At 47.8% G+C, this 20,366-nt stretch carries 19 protein-coding genes; 17 read left to right on the forward strand and 2 right to left on the reverse strand.

All coding sequences use genetic code 11. The features are described 5' to 3' along the window. Window positions 1-40: 40 nt before the first annotated feature. The 6 genes from rplI to HC229_RS10540 all read left to right on the forward strand — a co-directional run bounded on the left by rplI (window position 41) and on the right by HC229_RS10540 (window position 6,072). Complete coding sequence (gene rplI / locus HC229_RS10515; protein ID WP_191020445.1) at window positions 41-487, forward strand: 50S ribosomal protein L9; 447 nt, start codon at window positions 41-43, stop codon at window positions 485-487. Window positions 488-818: 331 nt separating this feature from the next. After that, window positions 819-1,292 carry a DUF6495 family protein gene (locus HC229_RS10520; RefSeq protein WP_191020446.1) on the forward strand — a complete coding sequence of 158 codons (474 nt, stop codon included), beginning with the start codon at window positions 819-821 and terminating at the stop codon, window positions 1,290-1,292. Between the two features lie 618 nt (window positions 1,293-1,910). Continuing rightward, on the forward strand, window positions 1,911-3,908 hold the full coding sequence (gene ligA / locus HC229_RS10525; protein ID WP_191020447.1) for an NAD-dependent DNA ligase LigA: 1,998 nt from the start codon (window positions 1,911-1,913) through the stop codon (window positions 3,906-3,908). Further along, on the forward strand, window positions 3,905-4,573 hold the full coding sequence (locus HC229_RS10530) for a lysoplasmalogenase family protein (RefSeq protein WP_191020448.1): 669 nt from the start codon (window positions 3,905-3,907) through the stop codon (window positions 4,571-4,573). The genes ligA and HC229_RS10530 overlap by 4 nt, the downstream gene beginning before the upstream one ends. A 78-nt stretch (window positions 4,574-4,651) precedes the next feature. Then, window positions 4,652-5,353 (forward strand): lysoplasmalogenase family protein, encoded by a 702-nt coding sequence (locus tag HC229_RS10535; protein ID WP_191020449.1) that lies wholly within the window; start codon window positions 4,652-4,654, stop codon window positions 5,351-5,353. Next, entirely contained in the window at window positions 5,353-6,072 is a 720-nt protein-coding gene (locus tag HC229_RS10540) for a hypothetical protein (protein WP_191020450.1), read from the forward strand. The genes HC229_RS10535 and HC229_RS10540 overlap by 1 nt, the downstream gene beginning before the upstream one ends. On the opposite strand, the gene HC229_RS10545 is transcribed toward HC229_RS10540, so the two are convergent. Together HC229_RS10545 and HC229_RS10550 are read right to left on the reverse strand one after the other, a co-directional pair. Then, a complete protein-coding gene (locus tag HC229_RS10545; RefSeq protein WP_191020451.1) occupies window positions 6,040-6,948 on the reverse strand; it encodes a bifunctional metallophosphatase/5'-nucleotidase in 909 nt (302 codons plus the stop codon). The two genes, HC229_RS10540 and HC229_RS10545, sit on opposite strands and share 33 nt — an antisense overlap. A gap of 1 nt (window position 6,949) precedes the next feature. After that, window positions 6,950-7,630 (reverse strand): 5'-nucleotidase, encoded by a 681-nt coding sequence (locus HC229_RS10550; protein WP_332871643.1) that lies wholly within the window; start codon window positions 7,628-7,630, stop codon window positions 6,950-6,952. 145 nt (window positions 7,631-7,775) lie between these two features. Here HC229_RS10550 and HC229_RS10555 point away from each other — a divergent pair, with 145 nt between their 5' ends. The 11 genes from HC229_RS10555 to coaE all read left to right on the forward strand — a co-directional run bounded on the left by HC229_RS10555 (window position 7,776) and on the right by coaE (window position 20,310). Further along, window positions 7,776-8,294 (forward strand): DUF6913 domain-containing protein, encoded by a 519-nt coding sequence (locus tag HC229_RS10555; protein WP_191020453.1) that lies wholly within the window; start codon window positions 7,776-7,778, stop codon window positions 8,292-8,294. 2 nt (window positions 8,295-8,296) lie between these two features. Beyond that, window positions 8,297-9,196 (forward strand): 4-hydroxy-tetrahydrodipicolinate synthase, encoded by a 900-nt coding sequence (gene dapA / locus HC229_RS10560; protein ID WP_191020454.1) that lies wholly within the window; start codon window positions 8,297-8,299, stop codon window positions 9,194-9,196. Window positions 9,197-9,301: 105 nt separating this feature from the next. Then, complete coding sequence (locus HC229_RS10565) at window positions 9,302-10,096, forward strand: outer membrane protein assembly factor BamD (protein WP_191020455.1); 795 nt, start codon at window positions 9,302-9,304, stop codon at window positions 10,094-10,096. 6 nt (window positions 10,097-10,102) lie between these two features. Next, a complete protein-coding gene (locus HC229_RS10570) occupies window positions 10,103-10,420 on the forward strand; it encodes a DNA-directed RNA polymerase subunit omega (RefSeq protein ID WP_176007092.1) in 318 nt (105 codons plus the stop codon). Between the two features lie 4 nt (window positions 10,421-10,424). Continuing rightward, window positions 10,425-11,666: a bifunctional phosphopantothenoylcysteine decarboxylase/phosphopantothenate--cysteine ligase CoaBC gene (gene coaBC, locus HC229_RS10575; protein ID WP_191020456.1), complete on the forward strand. Its 1,242-nt coding sequence runs from the start codon at window positions 10,425-10,427 to the stop codon at window positions 11,664-11,666. After that, complete coding sequence (gene porD, locus HC229_RS10580) at window positions 11,659-12,546, forward strand: type IX secretion system protein PorD (RefSeq protein WP_191020457.1); 888 nt, start codon at window positions 11,659-11,661, stop codon at window positions 12,544-12,546. The genes coaBC and porD overlap by 8 nt, the downstream gene beginning before the upstream one ends. Before the next feature lie 506 nt (window positions 12,547-13,052). Next, on the forward strand, window positions 13,053-14,705 hold the full coding sequence (recN, locus tag HC229_RS10585; RefSeq protein ID WP_191020458.1) for a DNA repair protein RecN: 1,653 nt from the start codon (window positions 13,053-13,055) through the stop codon (window positions 14,703-14,705). A 41-nt stretch (window positions 14,706-14,746) separates the two neighbouring features. Next, complete coding sequence (gene fabV / locus HC229_RS10590) at window positions 14,747-15,940, forward strand: enoyl-ACP reductase FabV (RefSeq protein WP_191020459.1); 1,194 nt, start codon at window positions 14,747-14,749, stop codon at window positions 15,938-15,940. A 100-nt stretch (window positions 15,941-16,040) separates the two neighbouring features. Next, on the forward strand, window positions 16,041-18,581 hold the full coding sequence (locus HC229_RS10595) for a T9SS type A sorting domain-containing protein (RefSeq protein WP_191020460.1): 2,541 nt from the start codon (window positions 16,041-16,043) through the stop codon (window positions 18,579-18,581). Between the two features lie 152 nt (window positions 18,582-18,733). Beyond that, window positions 18,734-19,729 (forward strand): glycosyltransferase, encoded by a 996-nt coding sequence (locus tag HC229_RS10600; protein WP_191020594.1) that lies wholly within the window; start codon window positions 18,734-18,736, stop codon window positions 19,727-19,729. Then, on the forward strand, window positions 19,726-20,310 hold the full coding sequence (gene coaE, locus HC229_RS10605) for a dephospho-CoA kinase (RefSeq protein WP_191020461.1): 585 nt from the start codon (window positions 19,726-19,728) through the stop codon (window positions 20,308-20,310). Before HC229_RS10600 ends, coaE begins: the two co-directional genes overlap by 4 nt. Window positions 20,311-20,366: the final 56 nt, after the last annotated feature.

The raw sequence follows: 20,366 nt of genomic DNA on the forward strand, positions 1-20,366 counted from the left end.
TTCCATATCGGAACCTAACTTCTTTAACAAGGACATCAACATGGAATTGATCTTAAAACAAGACGTTCAAAATCTAGGATTCAAAGACGATATCGTAACGGTTAAACCCGGTTACGGACGCAACTTTTTGATCCCGCAAGGATTCGCTTCATTGGCAACTCCGTCAGCTAAAAAAGTTTTGGCTGAGAACTTGAAACAAAAAGCGCACAAAGAAGCTAAAGTGGTTGCAGATGCAAAATCGTTGGCAGAAACTTTGAAGGCACTCGAAATCAAGATCACTGCAAAAGCAGGTGGAGAAAAATTGTTTGGTTCGGTTACGAATTCAGACATCGTCGAGGCGCTTGAGAAGCAAGGTCAGCATATCGACCGCAAATACATCACTTCAGGTATTGTGAAAAGAACTGGTAAATATTCTGCCAGCATCCGTTTGCACCGCGATGTGATCGTAGATCTTCCTTACGAGATCGTTGCCGAAGCACAAGCTTGATCGCAATCCGATTGAAATAGGAACCTTCCCGGAAACGGGGAGGTTTTTTTTTGGAACAAAGTATCCGGTTGCGCAATTTTTTGTAAGTAGCTATTTCCGGCTTTCCATTTCAAGTCCTCGCAAAAAAAGTTATTTTTGTAATGGCCTCGCTGGCTTCCGCTGGTCGCCGCGAGCCCAGGACAAAAAGCGAAACTTTTTTGGCTGCGGGCTTTTCATTTCAATCCGGGCTATTCCGTTTAAAGAAGAAGGTTTTTTTCCAGTCGCCAAGCAGTTCAAAAAATTAAATGTCCCTCGCCAGGGCGATCTCCAAATCAATGCATCAACATCAGTAATGAAATACACCCGCCTCACTAAAGAACAGCTGGAAGAACTTCATCCGGAATTTGCGAATTTTCTCGCGACCCAATCTATCGATAAAAAAGAGTGGGACAAGATCAAAATCGAGCAGCCGCACATAGCCGAACAGGAGCTCGACGTATTTTCCGACCTGATCTGGGAAGGCGTGCTCACGCGGGCGGAATATCTCGAGAATTTTTCAAAATCCCATGGCTTCCTGTTCCAGTGCGGGGAAACCCATATTCATTCGATTGTGCTTCATGTCAAAGACGAATCGGTAGACTTGCTCTCCAATGAAGGGATGAAGTTTTTGGCAGAAAACATGTTCACCGACGCGATTGAGATTCGAACCGGAAAAAAGGAATATGCCCAAGACCGCAACCCGTCCATTTTTGCGTTGATACAACAAGGCGCTTTTTTGAGCGACGGCAGATTCTATAACGAGCTCGAGCGTATCATTAGTGGTTAATCGCCGCCGTTAACGTGGGTTGAGGCGTAGCTATTCTTCCGTCAGTTAGCTAGTAAACAAACACGTATTCCACTTTCGATCCGTGCTGTCGCACTTTTCCATTGCGAAATTATTGTTTTTAAAAATTGATCTGATACAGATATACTGTAGAAAATCTTAATTTTTTAGTGTGCTGTTGCACCCTCCCGTCGCAAATTTATGATTCTCCAATTTCCGTCAGGTACAGATTTACTGTAGAAAATCTAAATTTTTTTAGTGTGCTGTTGCACCCTCCCGTCGCAAATTTACGATTCTCCAATTTCGGGCAGGTACAGATTTACTATAAAAATCTAAATTTTTCCGCGTGCTGTTGCACCCTCCCGTCGCAAATTTATGATTCTCCAATTTCGGTCAGGTACAGATTTACTATAAAAAACTAAATTTTTTCCGCGTGCTGTTGCACCCTCCCGTCGCAAATCTACGCTTTCCCAATCTCCGCCAAATCCAGTTTTCCTGTAAAAAACCCTAAATCATCCAAACGATACCACCCGTTCCACTTTCGGCCTTCGACGTTCGACTTTCAACCCTCGACTTTCGACTAAATTAATTACTTTAGTCCTTTGATTGAACATCCCATTTATGACCGTCGCCGAACAAATCAAGACGTTGAGAGACGAGCTTGAGCATCACAACTATAACTATTACGTACTCGACAATCCTACGATCTCCGACTTTGAATTCGACCAAAAACTCAAGGAATTGCAGCAACTCGAGGAAAAACACCCGGAATTCTTCGACGAGAATTCGCCTACGCATCGCGTCGGTGGCGGATTGACGAAAAATTTTGAAACCGTCGTGCACGAACGGCGCATGTATTCCCTCGACAATTCCTACTCCAAAGAAGACGTTCTCGATTGGGAGGCACGAATCCGACGTGCACTTGGCGATATTCCGGTAGAGTATACGTGCGAGCTAAAGTTTGACGGCGCCTCGATAAGCATCACTTACCAAGACGGAAAGCTGAAGCAAGCCATTACGCGTGGAGACGGTTTCCAGGGCGACAACGTCACGACCAATATCAAAACGATACGGTCGGTGCCGTTGAAGCTCAAAGGCGATTATCCGGACAAGTTCGAAATTCGCGGGGAAATCATACTTCCGTTAGCCGGATTCGAGAAAATGAACAACGAGCTCGTCGAGCTCGGCATGGCACCTTACGCAAATCCGAGAAATACCGCTTCGGGAAGCCTGAAGTTACAGGACAGTTCCGAGGTTGCGAAACGTCCGCTCGACTGTCTTTTGTATTTTGTAGTCGCCGATCGAATGCCGTTCAAGACCCATTTCGAAAGCTTGGAAGCCGCGCGTCGATGGGGATTCAAGGTTCCCAAAGAAGCGATCCTGGCCAAAAACGTCGACGAGGTCTTTGAATTCCTCGACTATTGGGATACGCACCGCCACAACCTTCCGTACGAAACTGATGGCGTCGTGATCAAAGTCAATGACTTACATTTTCAGGAAGAACTCGGTTATACGGCGAAGGCGCCACGGTGGGCGATCGCTTATAAATTCAAGTCGGAACAGGTTTCCACCCGCCTCAATTCAATATCGTACCAAGTCGGGCGAACGGGTGCCATCACGCCCGTCGCGAACCTTCAGCCCGTACAGCTCGCCGGAACGGTCGTAAAGCGCGCCTCGCTGCACAATGCGGACCAGATTGAAAAACTCGATATCCGGATCGGGGACGAAGTATTTGTGGAAAAAGGAGGGGAGATCATTCCTAAAATCATTGCCGTGGATGTAAGCAAGCGTCCGTTGGATGCACAAAAAGTCGAATACCTGACGCATTGTCCGGAATGCAACTCGCCTTTGGTGCGCCTGGCTGGTGAAGCCCAACATTATTGCCCGAACTTTTACGGATGCCCGCCCCAAATCATCGGACGCATCCAGCACTATATTTCGCGCAAAGCGATGGATATCGAAGGCCTCGGAGGGGAGACCGTCGCGCTTTTGTTCCACAACGGCCTGGTCCGGAATTACGCCGATCTCTATGATTTGACCGTAGAACAGGTCATTCCGCTCGAGCGAATGGCAAAAAAATCGGCGGAAAACCTCGTCAATGGTATCGAAAAATCGAAGGAAATCCCATTTGAACGCGTGTTGTATGCGTTGGGAATCCGGTACGTAGGGGAAACCGTTGCGAAAAAGCTGGCCAAACACTACAAGTCGATCACCGCGTTGCGTCAGGCGTCCGTACTCGATTTGGTGCTTGTGGACGAAATCGGCGAACGGATTGCCCAAAGCGTAGTGTCGTTCTTTGAAAATGAAGATAACCTGGCCATCGTCGACCGGCTTCAAAATTATGGCGTGCAACTCGAAGTCGTGGAACGCGTGAATCCGAACGCCACCAATAAACTAGAAGGCAAGACCTTTGTCGTTTCCGGCGTTTTTGAGCATTTTTCGCGTGATGGTATCAAGATCGCCATCGAAGACAACGGAGGTAAGATCGGGAGTTCCATATCTGCCAAAACCCACTACGTCGTGGCGGGCGACAACATGGGGCCGGCAAAATTGGAAAAGGCCAACAAACTGGGCGTTGCGATATTGTCGGAAGCGGAATTCAGGAGCATGCTCGAATGAAAACGGAACGGCCAGCAATACTTTTGTACTTTGCCGCCTGCATTCTTGCGGTTCTTGCTACGGTCATTTCAAGCGAGACGTTGCTTATTTTTTCGAAGCCGATCGTCATTCCGGCGATTTTCTTCTACTATCTTTCGATAAAAACCGTAAAATTCAACATCTGGTATGCGGTTTTCCTGGCCCTGACCTTTATAGGCGATACGATCGTGCTGCTCGAATTGCGCAACGGCACGATGTACATTATGGTGCCGTATGTGTTGTCCTACGTTCTTTTGTTGCGTTTTATTTTGGCCGATACCGTTGCCTTGCGATTCAGCAGGAGCGGTTTTGCTGTGGGTATCTTCGTCTTCGCGATGATCGTGGGAACCGCTTTTACGCTTATCGGATTTTTTGACGAAAGCCAGAAGTCGCTCGAAATACCCATCCTGATCTACGGACTGATCCTAGCCCTACAGGCCGGACTTTCTGCCTATCACATCAACGTAAGCAATTCCAATGCTTCGTTCTTTATGGCAATGACGGCTTTGTTTAATTGCGTCTCCGATATTTTTTATGTGATTTTCATGCTCATTGTCCCAACGCCGGAGTTTCTTCCGCTGGACATCGCACTCCAATTGTTCTCCTATTATTTCGTCATAAAATATTTTGTTTATCGTAAAAATTAACATAATCTTTTATTTACATTTGAGTCAATCCCTGCTACCGTTTGAAATCCTGTAATGTCTGTGTTTAACTAAAGACATATGGAAAAGATAACCCGCTCAGCCGTGGTCAATTTTTTTGTCGTGGCATATGCGGTCGTATCCTCAATCGAGATTGCGGGAGAATATTTTTACGACCAACCGCTCATTTGGGCGAGCAAACCGTTTATGAACCCATTGCTGGCAATCATGTATTGGCTTTCTTCTAAAAAGGCGAATTTCGTTTTCCTGCTGGCGCTGGCCTTCAGCTGGATCGCCAACTTGTTTTTTATCAGCCGGTCGCTCGACAGCATCGCTTTGGGCGCCTATGTATTTCTGGCGTATCGCGTTTTGATCATATACGTCGTATTGCGGCTGATCGCGTTCCCGGGCTGGATTCCTGTCGTGTTGGGCAGCCTTCCGTTCGTGTTTATCTACATGTACGTGATCAACGTATCTCACGAAGAAATCGGGGACGGCCTTTATATGTTCATCATGCAGGGCTTGTTCATTTCGTTCCTCGGCGGGCTTTCGGTAGGGAATTACATTTTAAGATCGGACGGCGCCAGTACATTGCTGCTGATAAGCACCATGATGTTCGCCTTCACGCAATTCCTTTTCGTGATCAGGCTGTATTACCTGAACCTTAGCGTCTTCCAGTCGCTTGCCATGGCGCTTTTTGCACTCGGGCAATTCATACTTTGTAAATTTGTGGTAATGGCGGAAAGTGATAACAGCCATTCCCGTTCGATCGTTGTTGATTAATGCGTACGACTATGGTTTTCAGGCACGAGAATATTCGGGTTACGGCGCTGGCCACGGTTTACTTTGCGGTTGCGATCGCGGAGGTAATCTGCGAGCTGTATGCTTATAAACCACTGATCTATATTCTCAAGCCGATGATGCCGCTGATGCTGATGCTGCTGTATTACGCCTCGTCCTCGGTAAGAAGCCCGATGTTTTTTGTGATCATGAGCCTATCGCTTATTACCAACATCCTGTTCATCCCGGACTCCCAATCGTATTTGTTCTACGGTCTCGTCGTTTTCCTGGCGCATCGCATTTTGCTGCTATATTTCATCATCCGCCTTCTAAAAATTACCGATTTTATCCCCGCGGTAATCGCCACAGTTCCGTTTTTGCTGGTCTTTTTTTATTTGTTTATGATAACCAACGGCATCCCGGAAAACAGCTTCTTCGTGCTGATCATCCAAAACATCCTGATTTCGGTGATTTGCGGGATTTCCTTTTCGCATTATATGATGCAGGACAGCAAACGCAATTCCTGGCTGCTGCAATGTGGGATATTATTCGGATCGCTTCACTTTATCGTATTCATAGAAAAGTTCTACCTTACGGGATTCTCACCTGTGATTTTCCGTCCGATGGCAATGGGATTGAACGCCTTTGCCTTCTACGCCTTTTATGAATTCGTGATGTCTACAGAAAAATTAAACCGAAATGACGCGGGAAGTGTGGGTTGAGACACCACTTTCGAGGTAAAAATCAATGCGCCCCAAATTGATGCCGTAACAACCCGTTTGGTTGACCAGGACATCTTTACCGACCCGATTTTTTACGACTGTCGGCTTGTCCAGGAAAGTGTGGGTGTGGCCGCCTATGATCAGGTCGATGTCTTGGGTTTGGGAAGCCAGTTTGAGGTCGGAAATCTTGCCCGGGTCATTCTTGTAGTCGTATCCGATATGCGAAAGGCAAATTACCAGATCGCATTTTTCTTCCCGTTTGAGCCTGTCGACGATACCCTGTGTGATTTCCGTCGGATGCGTCCATTTCGTCTCTTTGTAGTTCCTGGGATCCACAAGCCCTGAGAGTTCGATACCGAGCCCGAAAACGCCGATCTTAATCCCATCTTTCACGAAAATTTTATATGGTTTGACCAATCCGTCAAGTATCGTATTCGAAAAATCGTAATTCGCCGAAACAAAACCGAACGTGGCGTGTGGTAATTGTTTGTAAAAACCGTCGATGCCGTTGTCGAAATCGTGGTTGCCGAGCGTCGCCAGGTCGTATCCCATCATGCTCATGAGTTTGATCTCGAGTTCGCCTCCGTAATAATTGAAATAAGGTGTCCCCTGGAAAATGTCGCCGGCATCGAGCAGCAACACATTCGGATTTTCCCTGCGGATGCTTTCGATGATTGCCGCTCGCCTTGCCACACCGCCTTTGTTCGGGTTCTTGGGATGCGTGGCTGAAAACGGATCGATGTAACTGTGTACATCATTGGTGTGCAAAACGGTCAGGTGTTTTTTTGCCGACGCAAAACTCTGCAGTGACAATCCGCCTAAAGCAGCGAAAGCGGTTCCGGCGACGCCTTTTTGTAAAAAATCCCTTCTTTCCATGTTATTCGACCGTTATGCGTGGATTCGTCGGCGCCACTACAGTATCGACCTGCTTGAAATAATCGATAAGGACGTTGCGCAATTTATAGTCAAGCGGATACGATTTCGGGCCCTTCGCAAAGAAAACCATGCTGTCGCCTCCGAGATAAAGATAATCGTTCGTGACGCAGTAATAGGTGCGGTTCGCTTCCAATGGCTTTCCGGCTATGACGATGTCGCTGGCGCGTCCGTCCTTTCCTATAGAAAATGAAATTCCCGAAAGCGGATGCGGCTTCTTTTCGCCGATGATGTAGGTAACCATCTCCTGGATTTGTTCGGGCTTCATTTCGGCGACGATGCACGAATTCTCGAACGGCATGATTTCATAGGCCGTGCGCATCGTGACGTCTCCCGCGGGAATTATCGACCGGACACCGCCCGAATTCAACATACAAAAATCGAGATGCCTGCCTTGGCGTTTCAAGAAGATTGAGTCGGTTTTTTGGAGTGTGGCATCCGCGAAAAGATTGCCGATAGGTGTTTGCCACTGTCCGGTCTTGTCGATGGCAACCGGCGCCACGGCCAGGACAGTGCTCATATCTGCTTCAATATGGTCGTGGTACGGCTTGATGAAGGCAGCGATTTTTGCGTCTTCGCCTTTTTCGGCCCCGACCGCGATCTCACGTCCTTCGATGCGCGTCACCGCCAGTTTTTTGGGCGCACAATTAACCGCGCCCGCAAATGTTAAGAATAAAACAAAACCCTTTAGGGCAACGTTATAGTTTTTTAGTTTTACCGACACCGGTTGGAACATTATTGACTAAATTTACAAGCGTGGTAAAAGTACTATGTTTTTGAGCTCGCTGAAGAACCTTTTCACGAAAAAAATCGTTAAAAATAGCCTGTCGAATGTTAAGCCGGATGAAGCCGGCCAGCGTGTCGCAACAGTCGGGATCATATTTGACGAAACCTATTTCTACGAAAAGGACGCGATAGTAAACGCTTTGGAATCCGAAGGTATCGACACCCAAAATATCGACGTTCTGGTATTCAAGAACCGCATCCGGAAACAGGAAGTTTTTGATTATCCCGTATTCAGCCACAAGGATCTGAGCTGGCAGGCCACGTTCCGCAGTTCTCACGTCAAAGATTTTATAGAAAAGCCGTTTGATCTGTTGATCAACTATTACGACATCGAGAAATCGGCGTTGATGGTCGTCACGAATTTGTCGAAAGCCAGGTTCAAGGTCGGGTTCGCATCCGTCAACAAAAAACTCAACCATTTCATGATAGACACCCAGGCCGAAAATCACGAGGTCTTCTTGTCTGAACTATTCAAATACCTCAAAATACTTAACAAGCTGTAACCATGCAATCACTTATCGGTACAGGCGTCGCGCTTGTCACTCCATTCAAGAAGGATTTTTCTGTTGACGTCGAGGCTCTCAAGCGCATCGTGTCGCATCAAATAGAAAACGGCATCGACTACCTCGTCGTGCTCGGAACTACAGGCGAAAGTGCCACGCTCACCAAGAAGGAAAAGGAACTCGTCATCACGACCGTGATCGAGGCAAATGCGTCGCGACTGCCGTTGGTTTTGGGCGTTGGCGGCTACAATACCGCGGAAGTTGTCGAAGAACTCAAAACGCGAGACTTGTCGAAATTCGAGGCCGTGCTTTCTGTTTCCCCATTCTACAACAAGCCTACCCAAGAAGGGATTTACCAGCATTTCAAGACGGTTGCCGAAGCTTCTCCGATTCCTGTGATCCTGTATAATGTTCCGGGGCGGACGGCGAGCAATATGTTGCCCGCGACGGTGCTGCGTCTCGCAAAGGATTTCGACAATGTCGTGGCCATTAAAGAGGCGGCCGGCGATATCGTACAGGCGATGCGCCTTATCCAGCACAAACCCGAGGGTTTCCTCGTAATTTCAGGCGACGATGCAATTACCCTTCCGATGGTTTTGGCTGGCGGAAGCGGCGTGATTTCGGTCATAGCCGAAGGTTTTCCAAGGCAATTTTCAGACATGGTGCGATTGGGGCTTGAACGCCGTGCGGACGAAGCCTACAAAATCCATTACGGACTTCTCGATGCGATCGACATGATCTTCGAGCAGGGCAATCCCGCAGGGATCAAAGCGGTGCTCAAAACGCTCGGCCTGTCTGAAAATACGGTGCGTTTACCGCTTGTAACGGCGACGGACGATCTGGCGTCCCGTTTGGAATCGTTTACGAAAAATGCGGGAATCCGCTCTGAAGCGAACGTCTGAAGCATGCAAAAATTAAATTTTGCCGTACTGATATATTGACTACATTTGCGGTTGGTTTTTAAATGGCGCCAACCGCCCTGAAATAAGAGTAAAACCTAGATTTTGATGAAGAGATTTTTCATTTTGATGCTGTCCGCCTCGCTTTTGGTTTCCTGCAGCGAATACCAAAAAGCGTTGAAAAGCGAAGACAGCGGATTGAAATACGCCCAGGCCGAAAAAAAATACAACGACGGAAAGTACAATAAAGCAATTCGTCTTTTTGAACAAATGGCCCCGAATTACAAAGGGAAACCACAGGCCGAAAAGATGTTTTACATGTTCGCCCAATCGTATTATAAAACGGAACAATACATTCTTGCGGGTTACCAGTTTGAGACATTCGCAGCAAGTTATCCCAGAAGTGAAAAGGCGGAAGAAGCGTTATATCTTTCGGCCAAGAGCTACGCTAATACATCGGCTCGTTACACACTTGACCAGGTCGATACCGACAAGGCCATCGACAAGCTCCAGGCATTCATCGATAAATATCCGGATTCCGAATATCTGAAGGAAGCCAATGAAACGATGAAGGTGTTGCGCGAAAAACTGGAGAAGAAAGCGTATGAAATTGCGTATGGTTACAACAAGATTTCCGATTATAAATCGGCTATCGTAGCCTTCGATAACTTCATTGCCGATTATCCGGGCACGCCGTTTCGCGAAAAAGCGCTTTATTACCGATTTGATTCCTCTTACCGATTGGCGGTAAACAGCGTCCCTTCGAAGATGGAGGAGCGTCTGAACCAGGCAAAGGGAGCATACAACAACCTGCTCAAGTTCTACCCGAACTCCGAATACAAAAAAGAAGCCGACGAAATGTTGGCCAAAATCGATACAGACTTAAAACAATTTGCTAAATAAGAAACCATGGATTTAAAGAAGACGAATGCTCCGGTAAATACGGTTACCTATAACAAGACTCAAATCGAGGAGGCTACCGGAAACATCTATGAAGCGATCACCATCATGGCCAAAAGGGCGAATCAGATCAATTCCGAAATCAAAAAAGAATTGACCGACAAACTCGAAGAATTCGCCACATATAATGACAGCCTTGAGGAAATCTTTGAAAACAAGGAGCAAATCGAGGTTTCCAAATTCTACGAAAAACTTCCGAAGCCGCATGCTTTGGCTGTTCAGGAGTGGATGGACGAGAAAATCTACTATCGCGACACTACAAAATAAGACCATGTCGGTATTAAGCGGTAAAAAAATCGTCCTGGGCATCTCCGGTGGGATTGCCGCTTACAAGACAGCCTCGCTTGTGCGACTCTTGGTCAAGGCTGGGGCCGAAGTCAGGGTAGTCATGACGCCATCCGCAAAGGATTTCGTCACGCCGTTGACGCTTTCGACGTTGTCCAAAAACCCGGTTTTTTCCTCGTTTTACAACGACGATGAAAAAGAGGCGGACTCGAGCCGCAATGGCGAACAGGCGCTTGCGCAATGGAACAATCATGTCGAACTTGGCCTTTGGGCCGACTTGATGCTTATCGCTCCGGCTACGGCTAATACCTTATCAAAAATGGCAACCGGGAATTCCGATAATTTCCTGGTTGCCGTTTATCTTTCCGCCAAATGCCCGGTTTACTTCGCACCGGCTATGGATCTCGACATGTATACACATCCGTCTACGCTCGGCAGTTTCCAAAGGTTGCAACAGTTCGGCAATGTCATGATCCCCGCCGAATCCGGAGAGCTCGCCAGCGGATTGATAGGGCAGGGCAGGATGGCCGAACCTGAAAATATAGTATCGTTCCTCGAATCGGATATCGCCTCCAAACTTCCGCTAAAGGGAAAAAAAATACTCGTTACCGCCGGTCCTACATACGAAGCGATCGATCCTGTGCGTTTCATAGGAAACCATTCGTCAGGAAAAATGGGTTACGACATCGCCAAAGAGGCTGCATCTGCCGGAGCTGAGGTCATTTTAGTTTCGGGTCCGACGCATCTCACGCTTCAAAAATCGGGTGTGGAAGTCATTCGTGTCACGTCTGCCCAACAAATGTACGAGGCTTGCCACGCGCATTTTGCCGATGTCGATGTAGCCGTTGCCGCGGCAGCCGTAGCCGATTATCGTCCGAAGAAAGCCGCCGACCAGAAAATCAAGAAGACAGCAGCCGAATTCGCTATCGAACTGGAAAAGACCCAAGACATCCTGGCGTCGCTTGGCCAGATCAAGCAGTCACAGTATCTCATTGGTTTTGCGCTTGAAACCGAAAATGAAATCGCAAATGCGGAGCAAAAAATCCGCAAAAAAAACTTAGATTTGATCGTGCTCAATTCGCTGCGCGACCAAGGCGCAGGTTTTGGTCACGAGACGAATAAAGTGACGTTCATCGATAAGGATTTCAATCGGGAAAGCCACGATCTCAAGAGCAAAGAAGCCGTCGCATCCGACATCATACACAAAATCATCGCCCATTATGCGTAAGATATTTTTTATAGTTTCCGTATTATCGACTATCGCCATGAGCGCCCAGGAACTCAATTGCCGCGTCACGGTCAACGCCGAGAAAGTGGGATCGACGAACAACCAGGTATTCAAAACCCTGGAAACGGCCCTTAACGATTTCGTGAACCGCACCGATTGGACGGGTCAGGGCTATCAGGCCAACGAGCGCATCAATTGTTCGATGTTCATCAACGTGACGGGATACAATTCGGGTGCGTTTGCCGCGAGCATCCAGGTGCAGTCGGCCCGTCCGATCTTCAATTCGAGTTATTCGTCTCCCGTCCTGAATTTCAACGACAGGGATTTTAATTTCGAATATGTCGAATTCCAGAATCTTACGTTCAATCCGAACAGCTACGATTCCAACCTGATTTCGACGATTGCATTTTATTGCTACATGATGATCGGAATGGATGCCGATACGTTCGCTCCAAGCGGAGGCACGTCTTATTTCGAGATTGCCCAGGATGTCGCGAGCATCGCCCAACAAGGAGGAGCCAAGGGTTGGAGCCAATCCGATGGTATGCAAAATCGCTTTTTTCTCATCAACGATATGATGTCGTCTACGTTTGAACCGTTCCGTCAGGCAATGTACGAATACCATTTTTTGGGCTTGGATAAGATGGCCACTGATACCAAGTCGGGAAAAGAAGGTGTGAAACAGGCGTTGGCGACGCTGAACGAAGTCTCCAAGGTGCGTCCGAATGCGTTTTTGACGCGCATCTTTTTCGACGCCAAGTCCGATGAATTGGTCGGGATATTTTCCGGCGGTCCCAACATTCCGATTTCCGATGTCGTGGAAAACCTGAACCGCCTCTCGCCGTTGAATGCGAGTAAGTGGGCGAATATTAAATTTTAATTTGAAAATTTAAAAATTAGCGAATTAGCGAATTAGCGAATTTGACGTTACCTTTAACACTCTTGTAATTATTTACAATCGCTAATTCATAAGTTCGCTAAATACGTAAATACGTAAATTTGCTATTACACATTCGCTAATTCGCTAATTCGCTAATTCAAATATTCGCTAATTCGCTAATTTACACATTTGCTAATTCGCTAATTCACACATTCGCTAATTCAAAGTTCGCTAAATACGTAAATTCGCTATTACATATTCGCTAATTCATAAGTTCGCTAAATACGTAACTTTGATATTACACATTCGCTAATTCGCTAATTTATACATTCGCTAATTCGCTAATTCGCTAATTTACACATTCGCTAATTCACTAATTCACACATTCGCTAATTCGCTAATTCACACATTCGCTAATTATCTAATTATCTAATTATCTAATTATCTAATTATCTAATTGCCCAATTACCAATTACCCAATTTTCAAATTAACCCTCTACGCCAAAATGATCCGTCACCTTACCATCGAAAACTTCGCCCTGATCGAAAAATTGTCCATTGATTTTTCAAGTGGATTTACGATAATTACCGGAGAAACCGGAGCGGGTAAGTCCATACTTCTAGGTGCTTTGGGATTAGTTTTGGGTAAGCGCGCCGATTTGTCCTCATTGAAAAACAAAGACGAAAAGTGCATTGTGGAAGCCCACTTTGAACTTCCGGCTTATGGGTTACGGCCGTTTTTTGAATCCAAGGATTTCGATTACGACGACCAGACGATCATACGACGAGAGATTCTCCCATCGGGAAAGTCGCGCGCATTTGTAAACGACAGCCCGGTAAACATCCAGGATTTACAGGAATTGGGCGCGTTTCTCATCGACATACATTCCCAACACCAAACGTTGTCGTTGTCTGAGGAAGAATTCCAGTTCAGGATTATCGACGCCATTGCCGCCAACGGACAAAACCTTTCGGATTACCAACACCATCTTAAGGTATACCGTCAGCACAGGTCGGAACTTACCGCTTTCCAGGAGAAATTACAGCAGTCGCTCAAAGAGCACGATTACAATGCGTTTCTTTTCGAGGAGTTGAGTGCCGCCAACCTCAAAGCCGGAGAGCAGGAGGAACTTGAAACCGCTTACGAGCAACTCAACAACGTCGAGTTCATACGCGAGACGCTGGAAAAGTCGATTGGCTTGGCTACAGACGAAACCTACGGAATTTTGTCCAATTTAAGGGAGATGCGGGCGGCGGTTCAAAAATTGTCAGGTTTTTCGGAAGATTTCCGCCTGTTGTCCGAACGTCTTGACAGCGCTTCGATTGAATTGGACGACATCGCCTCGGAACTCGACCGGGCATCCGAAAACCTCAATCAGGATCCCGAACAGCTAGAAATCGTCAACCAAAAATTACAGGCGATTTACAACCTCCAGAAAAAACACGGAGTATCAACCGTAACGGAATTGCTTGCGATACAGTCCGAACTCGAGAGCAAGACGGCATCGGCAGAGGAAATCGAAAACCGGATAGGGGAACTCCAACTGCTGATATCCGATTCCGAAAAACGACTCGATGTGATTGCCGAAGGCCTCAGTGCCAACCGTCAAAAGGCGATCCCGGAACTCAATTCGCAACTCGTGGCAATCCTGGCCCAGCTCGGCATGCCGGACGCCCGTTTCAAAATTGAGGTTACCAACGGACAGAATTATCTTTCAAACGGAAAAGACGAATTGCTGTTTCATTTCGCCGCAAACAAAGGCTCGAGTTTCGGGTCGCTTAAAAAAGTCGCATCCGGAGGTGAAATGTCGCGAATTATGCTCGCAGTGAAATCGGTGCTGGCGCAATATTCAAAGCTTCCGTCGATTATTTTTGACGAGATCGATACCGGTGTTTCGGGTGAGATTGCTCACAAAATGGCCGAGATCATGTTTTCGATGAGCCGCAATATGCAGGTTTTCTCGATTACGCATCTTCCGCAGATCGCTGCCAAAGGCGACCGTCATTTCAAAGTGTTCAAAAGATCGGACGCGCAAACCACCACATCCGAAATCAAATTGCTTGACAAAGAGGAAAGAGTGGTCGAAATTGCCCAAATGCTGTCCGGTTCGGTGGTTTCCGACTCGGCTATTAATCACGCGAAAGCTTTGTTGAACTAAAAAAACAAGCCTATATTTGTTATGGTAAAATTCTATTTTTTATGATCATACAACCCAGAATGCGGGGCTTTATTTGCCTGACCGCACATCCGGAAGGAGCTGAGAAGAACGTCAGGGAACAAATCGAATATATAAAAGGGAAAGGCGAAGTTGCCGGAGGTCCTAAAAAGGCGCTCATCATCGGCGCTTCTACAGGTTTCGGATTGGCCTCCCGCATTTCCGCAGCTTACGGCTCGGGCGCTTCGACGATAGGCGTCTTCTTTGAAAAAGAGCCGTCGGAAGGAAAGACTGCCTCGCCGGGCTGGTACAATTCCGCAGCGTTCGAAAAATTGGCGCAAGCCGACGGTTTGTATGCTAAAAGTATCAATGGAGACGCGTTTTCCGATGAAATCAAGCAGCAAACCATCGACCTGATCAAGAAAGATTTGGGACAGGTGGACCTCGTAATTTACAGTTTGGCGTCTCCGGTGCGCACCAATCCGAGAACAGGCGTTACGCATCGTTCGGTTTTGAAGCCGATCGGACAAACCTATACCAACAAAACCGTCGATTTCCATACAGGGAAAGTTTCAGAGGTTTCGATAACGCCCGCAAACGATGAGGACATTGCCAATACGGTGGCCGTCATGGGCGGGGAGGATTGGAAATGGTGGATTGAGGATTTGAAAAAAGCAGGCGTCTTGGCCGAAAACGTCTTGACGTTGGCTTATTCATATATTGGCCCGGAACTGACGGAAGCCGTTTATCGCAAAGGTACGATCGGACGCGCAAAGGACGATCTCGAAGCGACGGCATTCACGATTTCGGACCATCTTAAAGATCTCAACGGGAAAGCGTTTGTTTCTGTCAACAAAGCACTCGTGACACAGGCCAGTTCCGCTATTCCCGTAATTCCACTTTATATTTCGCTGTTGTTCCGTACGATGAAGGAAGCCGGCACGCACGAAGGAACGATCGAACAGATCGACCGTTTGTTCCGCGAACGATTGTATACGGAATCTGATGTTCCTGTCGATGAAAAAGGCAGGATACGCATAGACGATTGGGAAATGGACAAAGACATACAGGAAAAGGTGGCCGAACTCTGGAAGACCGCCGATACCGATACGCTGCCGGAGTTAGGCGATTTGAAAGGCTACAGCCATGAATTCCATAAACTTTTCGGGTTCGAGATGGACGGTGTCGACTATGATACCGATGCCGATGAGATGGTTTGGGTACAAAGTCTCAGATAATTTGTAACAATCGATATTTAAAAAAAAGCGCTTCCAGGTTTGGGAGCGTTTTTTTATTTCCTAAATTTAACGCTCACTAATTCACATAACCCATTATTTTATGAAAAAAATTACTTTTTTGTTTTCAATGCTGTTATTATTTGCATTGGAAGGGCGTGCGCAGTTCCCGGCTCCGTACTGCGGCCCCATCACATTTACCAACAATGAGGAGCCGATCACTTTGGTCCAGTTTGCTGGCATCAACAATTCTTCGCCTGCAGCCACAGGAGGAGAGGCGCACCAGAATTTTACCGCGATTTCCGGAACGGTCGCCCAGGGAATTTCCTATCCGATCGTGCTGAAAGGAAACACCGACGGTACGACCTTTACCACTTACCTCAGGGTATTTATCGATTGGAATCAGAACAACGTTTTCACGGACGCCGGGGAATCCTATGACATTGGGACGATTACCGGTTCTACAGGTGCCGATGCCGTCGTCCTCAACGGAACCATTGCCGTTCCGCCCGGAGCGACACTCGGAACGACGCGCATGCGGGTAATCAAGAAATTCGCCGGCTATTCCGATTCGTGCAATACGGTAGGATCGGGTTGGGGCGAAGCCGAAGATTACAGCCTGAACGTAGTGGTGCCTACATGCACACCTCCAACGGTAACATTCGCGGCAGCCAGTTTGTGCCCGGCGGCGTCCTTCAACGTGACGGTAAACGTTACCACGATGGGATCGGCGGCCTCTTATTCGGTTACGGACAACCAACAAAGTCCGACCCAAACGATTTCCGCTGCGGGAACGTTGACGTTCGGGCCTTATGCCAGCGGCACGGATGTGCAGATAACCGTTACGGATCAGAACGCCTCGATCTGCAACGTGACAAGTACTACTTTGACGGACATTTGTTTGCCAGGTTGCGCGGCAAATCCGAGCCCCGCCAATGGCGCTGTCGACGTGCCGTCGGGACCTATCACACTTGAATGGGACGTTCCTACCACAGGCGGAACACCGGTAGAATACGATGTGTATTCCGGCAACGCTCCCGGAGTGCTTGGCTACACAGGAACTTACACGACCAATACGACAGCAGATGATTTAACGATCAATGCCTATGGCGTCACGATTTACTGGCAGGTTATCGCTATCAATGCCGCAGGTGAAGCCGTCGGTTGTGCCGAATGGAGTTTTACCGTCGAGGATTCTCCTGGCTACTGCCTCACTGCGCCTGCCGGTTTGTATCCTGGAGCTACCTTTACGCCCGAAACCTGTGATGGCGTAACCGAGAACATCATCGCCAACAATGCCTATGCCGGTGAATATTCCAACGTGAACGTCACCAACGGACAAACCTATACGTTCAAAAGCGGCACGACCGATTTCATCACGATCGCCAACACAGATGGATCAGTCCCGGTCGTTTACGGTACGACTCCGCTTACATGGGTTTCCAACCAGACCGGTGTCGTGCGTTTTTACAGCCATGTCGATAGCCAGTGCGGCGCCCAGAACACGAACCGCACGCGCTCGATTATTTGTGGCGTTCCTGCCGCAGATGCTCCTGACTATGCGAACTTGCAATGGCCTCCAACACAAACCATCACTGAAGGAGGATCGTTTGACGTCTTCGGACAGGTCTATGAGCCAAACGTGACGGAACCGGCCGGACAAGGCGTGGGAATTACCGCCTGGATAGGGATCAGTGCCACAAACACCAATCCGAACACCTGGGACAACTGGACGGAAATGACATTCAATGCCGCGGCTACCAACGTAGGCAATAATGACGAATACACGGCCAACATCGGGGAAGACCTTGACCCGGGCACGTATTATTACGCTACGCGTTACCGCCTCAACCAAGGTGGATACGTATACGGCGGAATCGACGGGGAAAATGGAGGGAACTTCTGGAACGGAACACAATACGTCAGCGGCGTTTTGACCGTTACGCCTCCGCCGGCTCCAGCAAACGACGACTGCGCAGCTGCGACAGTACTTACGGTCGATGCCGCATTCTGTAATGGAAACACTACAAACGGAACTACATTTGGCGCTACCGATTCAGGTGTTGTGGCTCCCGAATGCTTTAACTACGGCGAAAATGACGTATGGTATTCGTTCGTCGCTCCTGATGATACGGCTACTGTAGATGTGTCAACCGACTTTTTGGGAGGAACTTTGTATGACACTGAAATCGCCTTGTACTCCGGAGTTTGCGGAACACTGGTCGAAATCGCCTGTAGCCAGGATGATGGAACCACAACGCTTCCTAACGGATCTTCCTGGAATTCCCTGATCACAGATGCAGAAGTAACGGCCGGAGCTACATATTACGTGCGCGTTTCGGGATATAGCGAAGATGCTGTTGGAACATTCTGCGTTGAAGTGTCGAGAAACCAGCTTTCGGTTTCGGATGCTTCACGGAACAAGTTTGCCGTCTCTCCAAACCCGGTAAGCGACGTATTGACGATTTCCGGCAGTCAGGAAACAACTTCGGCTACGGTACGCAATCTTTTGGGCCAACAGGTCATGTTCCAGAAATTGAACGGGGAACGACAAATCAACATGAGTGGTTTGCCGAGCGGCACCTATATGGTCGAACTCGCTTCCGAAAATGGAAACCAAACGGTAAAGGTCATCAAACAATAACCTTGCTGCCATAAATTCAAAAGCCACTCTTAACCGGGTGGCTTTTTTATTGTCGGACAAATCGTTACGCCCGAAAGCCGAATTGTTAAAAATGCAGCGGCCGGCGCAAGGCGATTTTCCTTTGAAAGGTTATCTTTGTCTCTATGAAGCCGATGTATTTCTCGATAATAGTTCCGGTCTACAACAGGCCCGAGGAAATGAGGGAATTTCTCGAAAGTCTCTCCCGATCTGACTACCAAACTCCTTTTGAAGTCGTCGTGGTCGAAGACGGTTCGGGCATCCCGTGCAGGGAAGTGGTCGAGCATTATTCCGCCAAACTGAATCTTTCGTATTATTTCAAGCCCAATTCCGGGCCCGGTGATTCGAGGAATTTCGGTATGGAAAAAGCCATAGGCGACTATTTCCTGATTTTTGATTCGGATTGCCTGATCCCGCCACATTACCTTTCGGTCGTCGATTCGGAATTGAAAAAAGATTATGTCGATTGCTTCGGCGGACCCGATGCGGCCCACGATTCGTTTTCGGACGTGCAAAAAGCGATCAATTTCGCCATGACGTCGATTATCACCACCGGAGGAATCCGGGGAGGATCGGAAACGGTCGACAAATTCCAACCGCGTAGCTTCAACATGGGACTTTCGAGAAAAGCGTTCGAGGCCTCGAAGGGCTTCGGCGACATTCATCCCGGAGAAGATCCCGATCTTTCGATCCGATTGTGGGAAATGGGATTTCGCACGCGTCTCTTCGCTAAAGCATTCGTATTCCACAAGCGGCGCATCGACTGGGGCAAATTCTACAAACAAGTCAATAAATTCGGCAAGGCGCGCCCGATACTCGACAGTTGGTACCCTAAATACGCCAAGCTGGCTTTTTTCGCACCTACCGTGTTTATCCTGGGAATTCCCATATCGTTGCTGCTGGCCGGTGTCGGCATATGGCATTTCGCCTTCGTTTATTTGCTGTATTTCGCATTTGCATTTCTCTTGTCGGCTTCCCAAAACAGTTTTAGGATCGGCCTTTATTCCGTCGTGGCCATCGCCATACAATTTTACGGATATGGAACCGGTTTCCTGAAATCATTTTACAACGTTCGATTGCTGAAACGCAGGCCAGAGTTGGTCTTTCCTGAATTATTCTTCAAAAGATGACACACGTAATCGGGCTTACCGGAGGAATCGGCAGCGGAAAGTCGACGATAGCGCGCATGTTTGCGGAATTGGGCGTCCCTGTCTATTATGCCGATGATGCCGGCAGGGAAGTGATGGCGTCTGCGGCCATGCTTGCTGAATTAAAAGCTGCGTTCGGCTCGGAAATCGTCGAAAATGAAACAGTCAATCGAAAAAAGCTAGCCGACATCGTTTTCTCTGACAAACGCAAATTGCAAATGTTAAACGACCTGGTGCATCCTCGCGTTAAAATTCATTTTCAGGAGTGGCTTTCACAACACGCTTTGGCTGATTTTGTGCTGCGCGAAGCAGCGATTCTGTTCGAAAGTGGAAGCTATAAGGATTGTAAGAAAATCATTACCGTGACCGCTCCCGTAGCGACTCGGATACAAAGGGTTATGGAAAGAGACGGCGTCGCCAAAGAACACGTCACTGCCCGTATGGAGAACCAGTGGACGGACGAGCGGAAGATGGCCTTAAGTGACTATGTGATAGTCAACGACGACCTCGGATCGACCCGCGAACAAGTAGTTAAAATCTTCAAAACTCTGAAAAAACTGTAATTTTTTGGGCGGATGTTAATGTTTGGTTAATCTATCAAACGTCTAAATGTTAAAAT

The sequence above is a fragment of the Flavobacterium selenitireducens genome (assembly GCF_014748335.1).
Lineage (GTDB): Bacteria > Bacteroidota > Bacteroidia > Flavobacteriales > Flavobacteriaceae > Flavobacterium > Flavobacterium selenitireducens.

Bases quoted from the DNA above. Each gene is read 5' to 3' on its own strand.
- fabV (WP_191020459.1), top strand. From the start codon at position 14,747: ATGATCATACAACCCAGAATGCGGGGCTTTATTTGCCTGACCGCACAT.
- HC229_RS10570 (WP_176007092.1), top strand. From the start codon at position 10,103: ATGGATTTAAAGAAGACGAATGCTCCGGTAAATACGGTTACCTATAAC.
- HC229_RS10520 (WP_191020446.1), top strand. From the start codon at position 819: ATGAAATACACCCGCCTCACTAAAGAACAGCTGGAAGAACTTCATCCG.
- HC229_RS10600 (WP_191020594.1), top strand. From the start codon at position 18,734: ATGTATTTCTCGATAATAGTTCCGGTCTACAACAGGCCCGAGGAAATG.
- HC229_RS10540 (WP_191020450.1), top strand. From the start codon at position 5,353: ATGCGTACGACTATGGTTTTCAGGCACGAGAATATTCGGGTTACGGCG.
- HC229_RS10565 (WP_191020455.1), top strand. From the start codon at position 9,302: ATGAAGAGATTTTTCATTTTGATGCTGTCCGCCTCGCTTTTGGTTTCC.
- HC229_RS10535 (WP_191020449.1), top strand. From the start codon at position 4,652: ATGGAAAAGATAACCCGCTCAGCCGTGGTCAATTTTTTTGTCGTGGCA.
- HC229_RS10595 (WP_191020460.1), top strand. From the start codon at position 16,041: ATGAAAAAAATTACTTTTTTGTTTTCAATGCTGTTATTATTTGCATTG.
- recN (WP_191020458.1), top strand. From the start codon at position 13,053: ATGATCCGTCACCTTACCATCGAAAACTTCGCCCTGATCGAAAAATTG.
- coaE (WP_191020461.1), top strand. From the start codon at position 19,726: ATGACACACGTAATCGGGCTTACCGGAGGAATCGGCAGCGGAAAGTCG.
- porD (WP_191020457.1), top strand. From the start codon at position 11,659: ATGCGTAAGATATTTTTTATAGTTTCCGTATTATCGACTATCGCCATG.
- HC229_RS10555 (WP_191020453.1), top strand. From the start codon at position 7,776: ATGTTTTTGAGCTCGCTGAAGAACCTTTTCACGAAAAAAATCGTTAAA.
- rplI (WP_191020445.1), top strand. From the start codon at position 41: ATGGAATTGATCTTAAAACAAGACGTTCAAAATCTAGGATTCAAAGAC.
- HC229_RS10545 (WP_191020451.1), bottom strand. From the start codon at position 6,948: ATGGAAAGAAGGGATTTTTTACAAAAAGGCGTCGCCGGAACCGCTTTC.
- HC229_RS10530 (WP_191020448.1), top strand. From the start codon at position 3,905: ATGAAAACGGAACGGCCAGCAATACTTTTGTACTTTGCCGCCTGCATT.
- ligA (WP_191020447.1), top strand. From the start codon at position 1,911: ATGACCGTCGCCGAACAAATCAAGACGTTGAGAGACGAGCTTGAGCAT.
- dapA (WP_191020454.1), top strand. From the start codon at position 8,297: ATGCAATCACTTATCGGTACAGGCGTCGCGCTTGTCACTCCATTCAAG.
- coaBC (WP_191020456.1), top strand. From the start codon at position 10,425: ATGTCGGTATTAAGCGGTAAAAAAATCGTCCTGGGCATCTCCGGTGGG.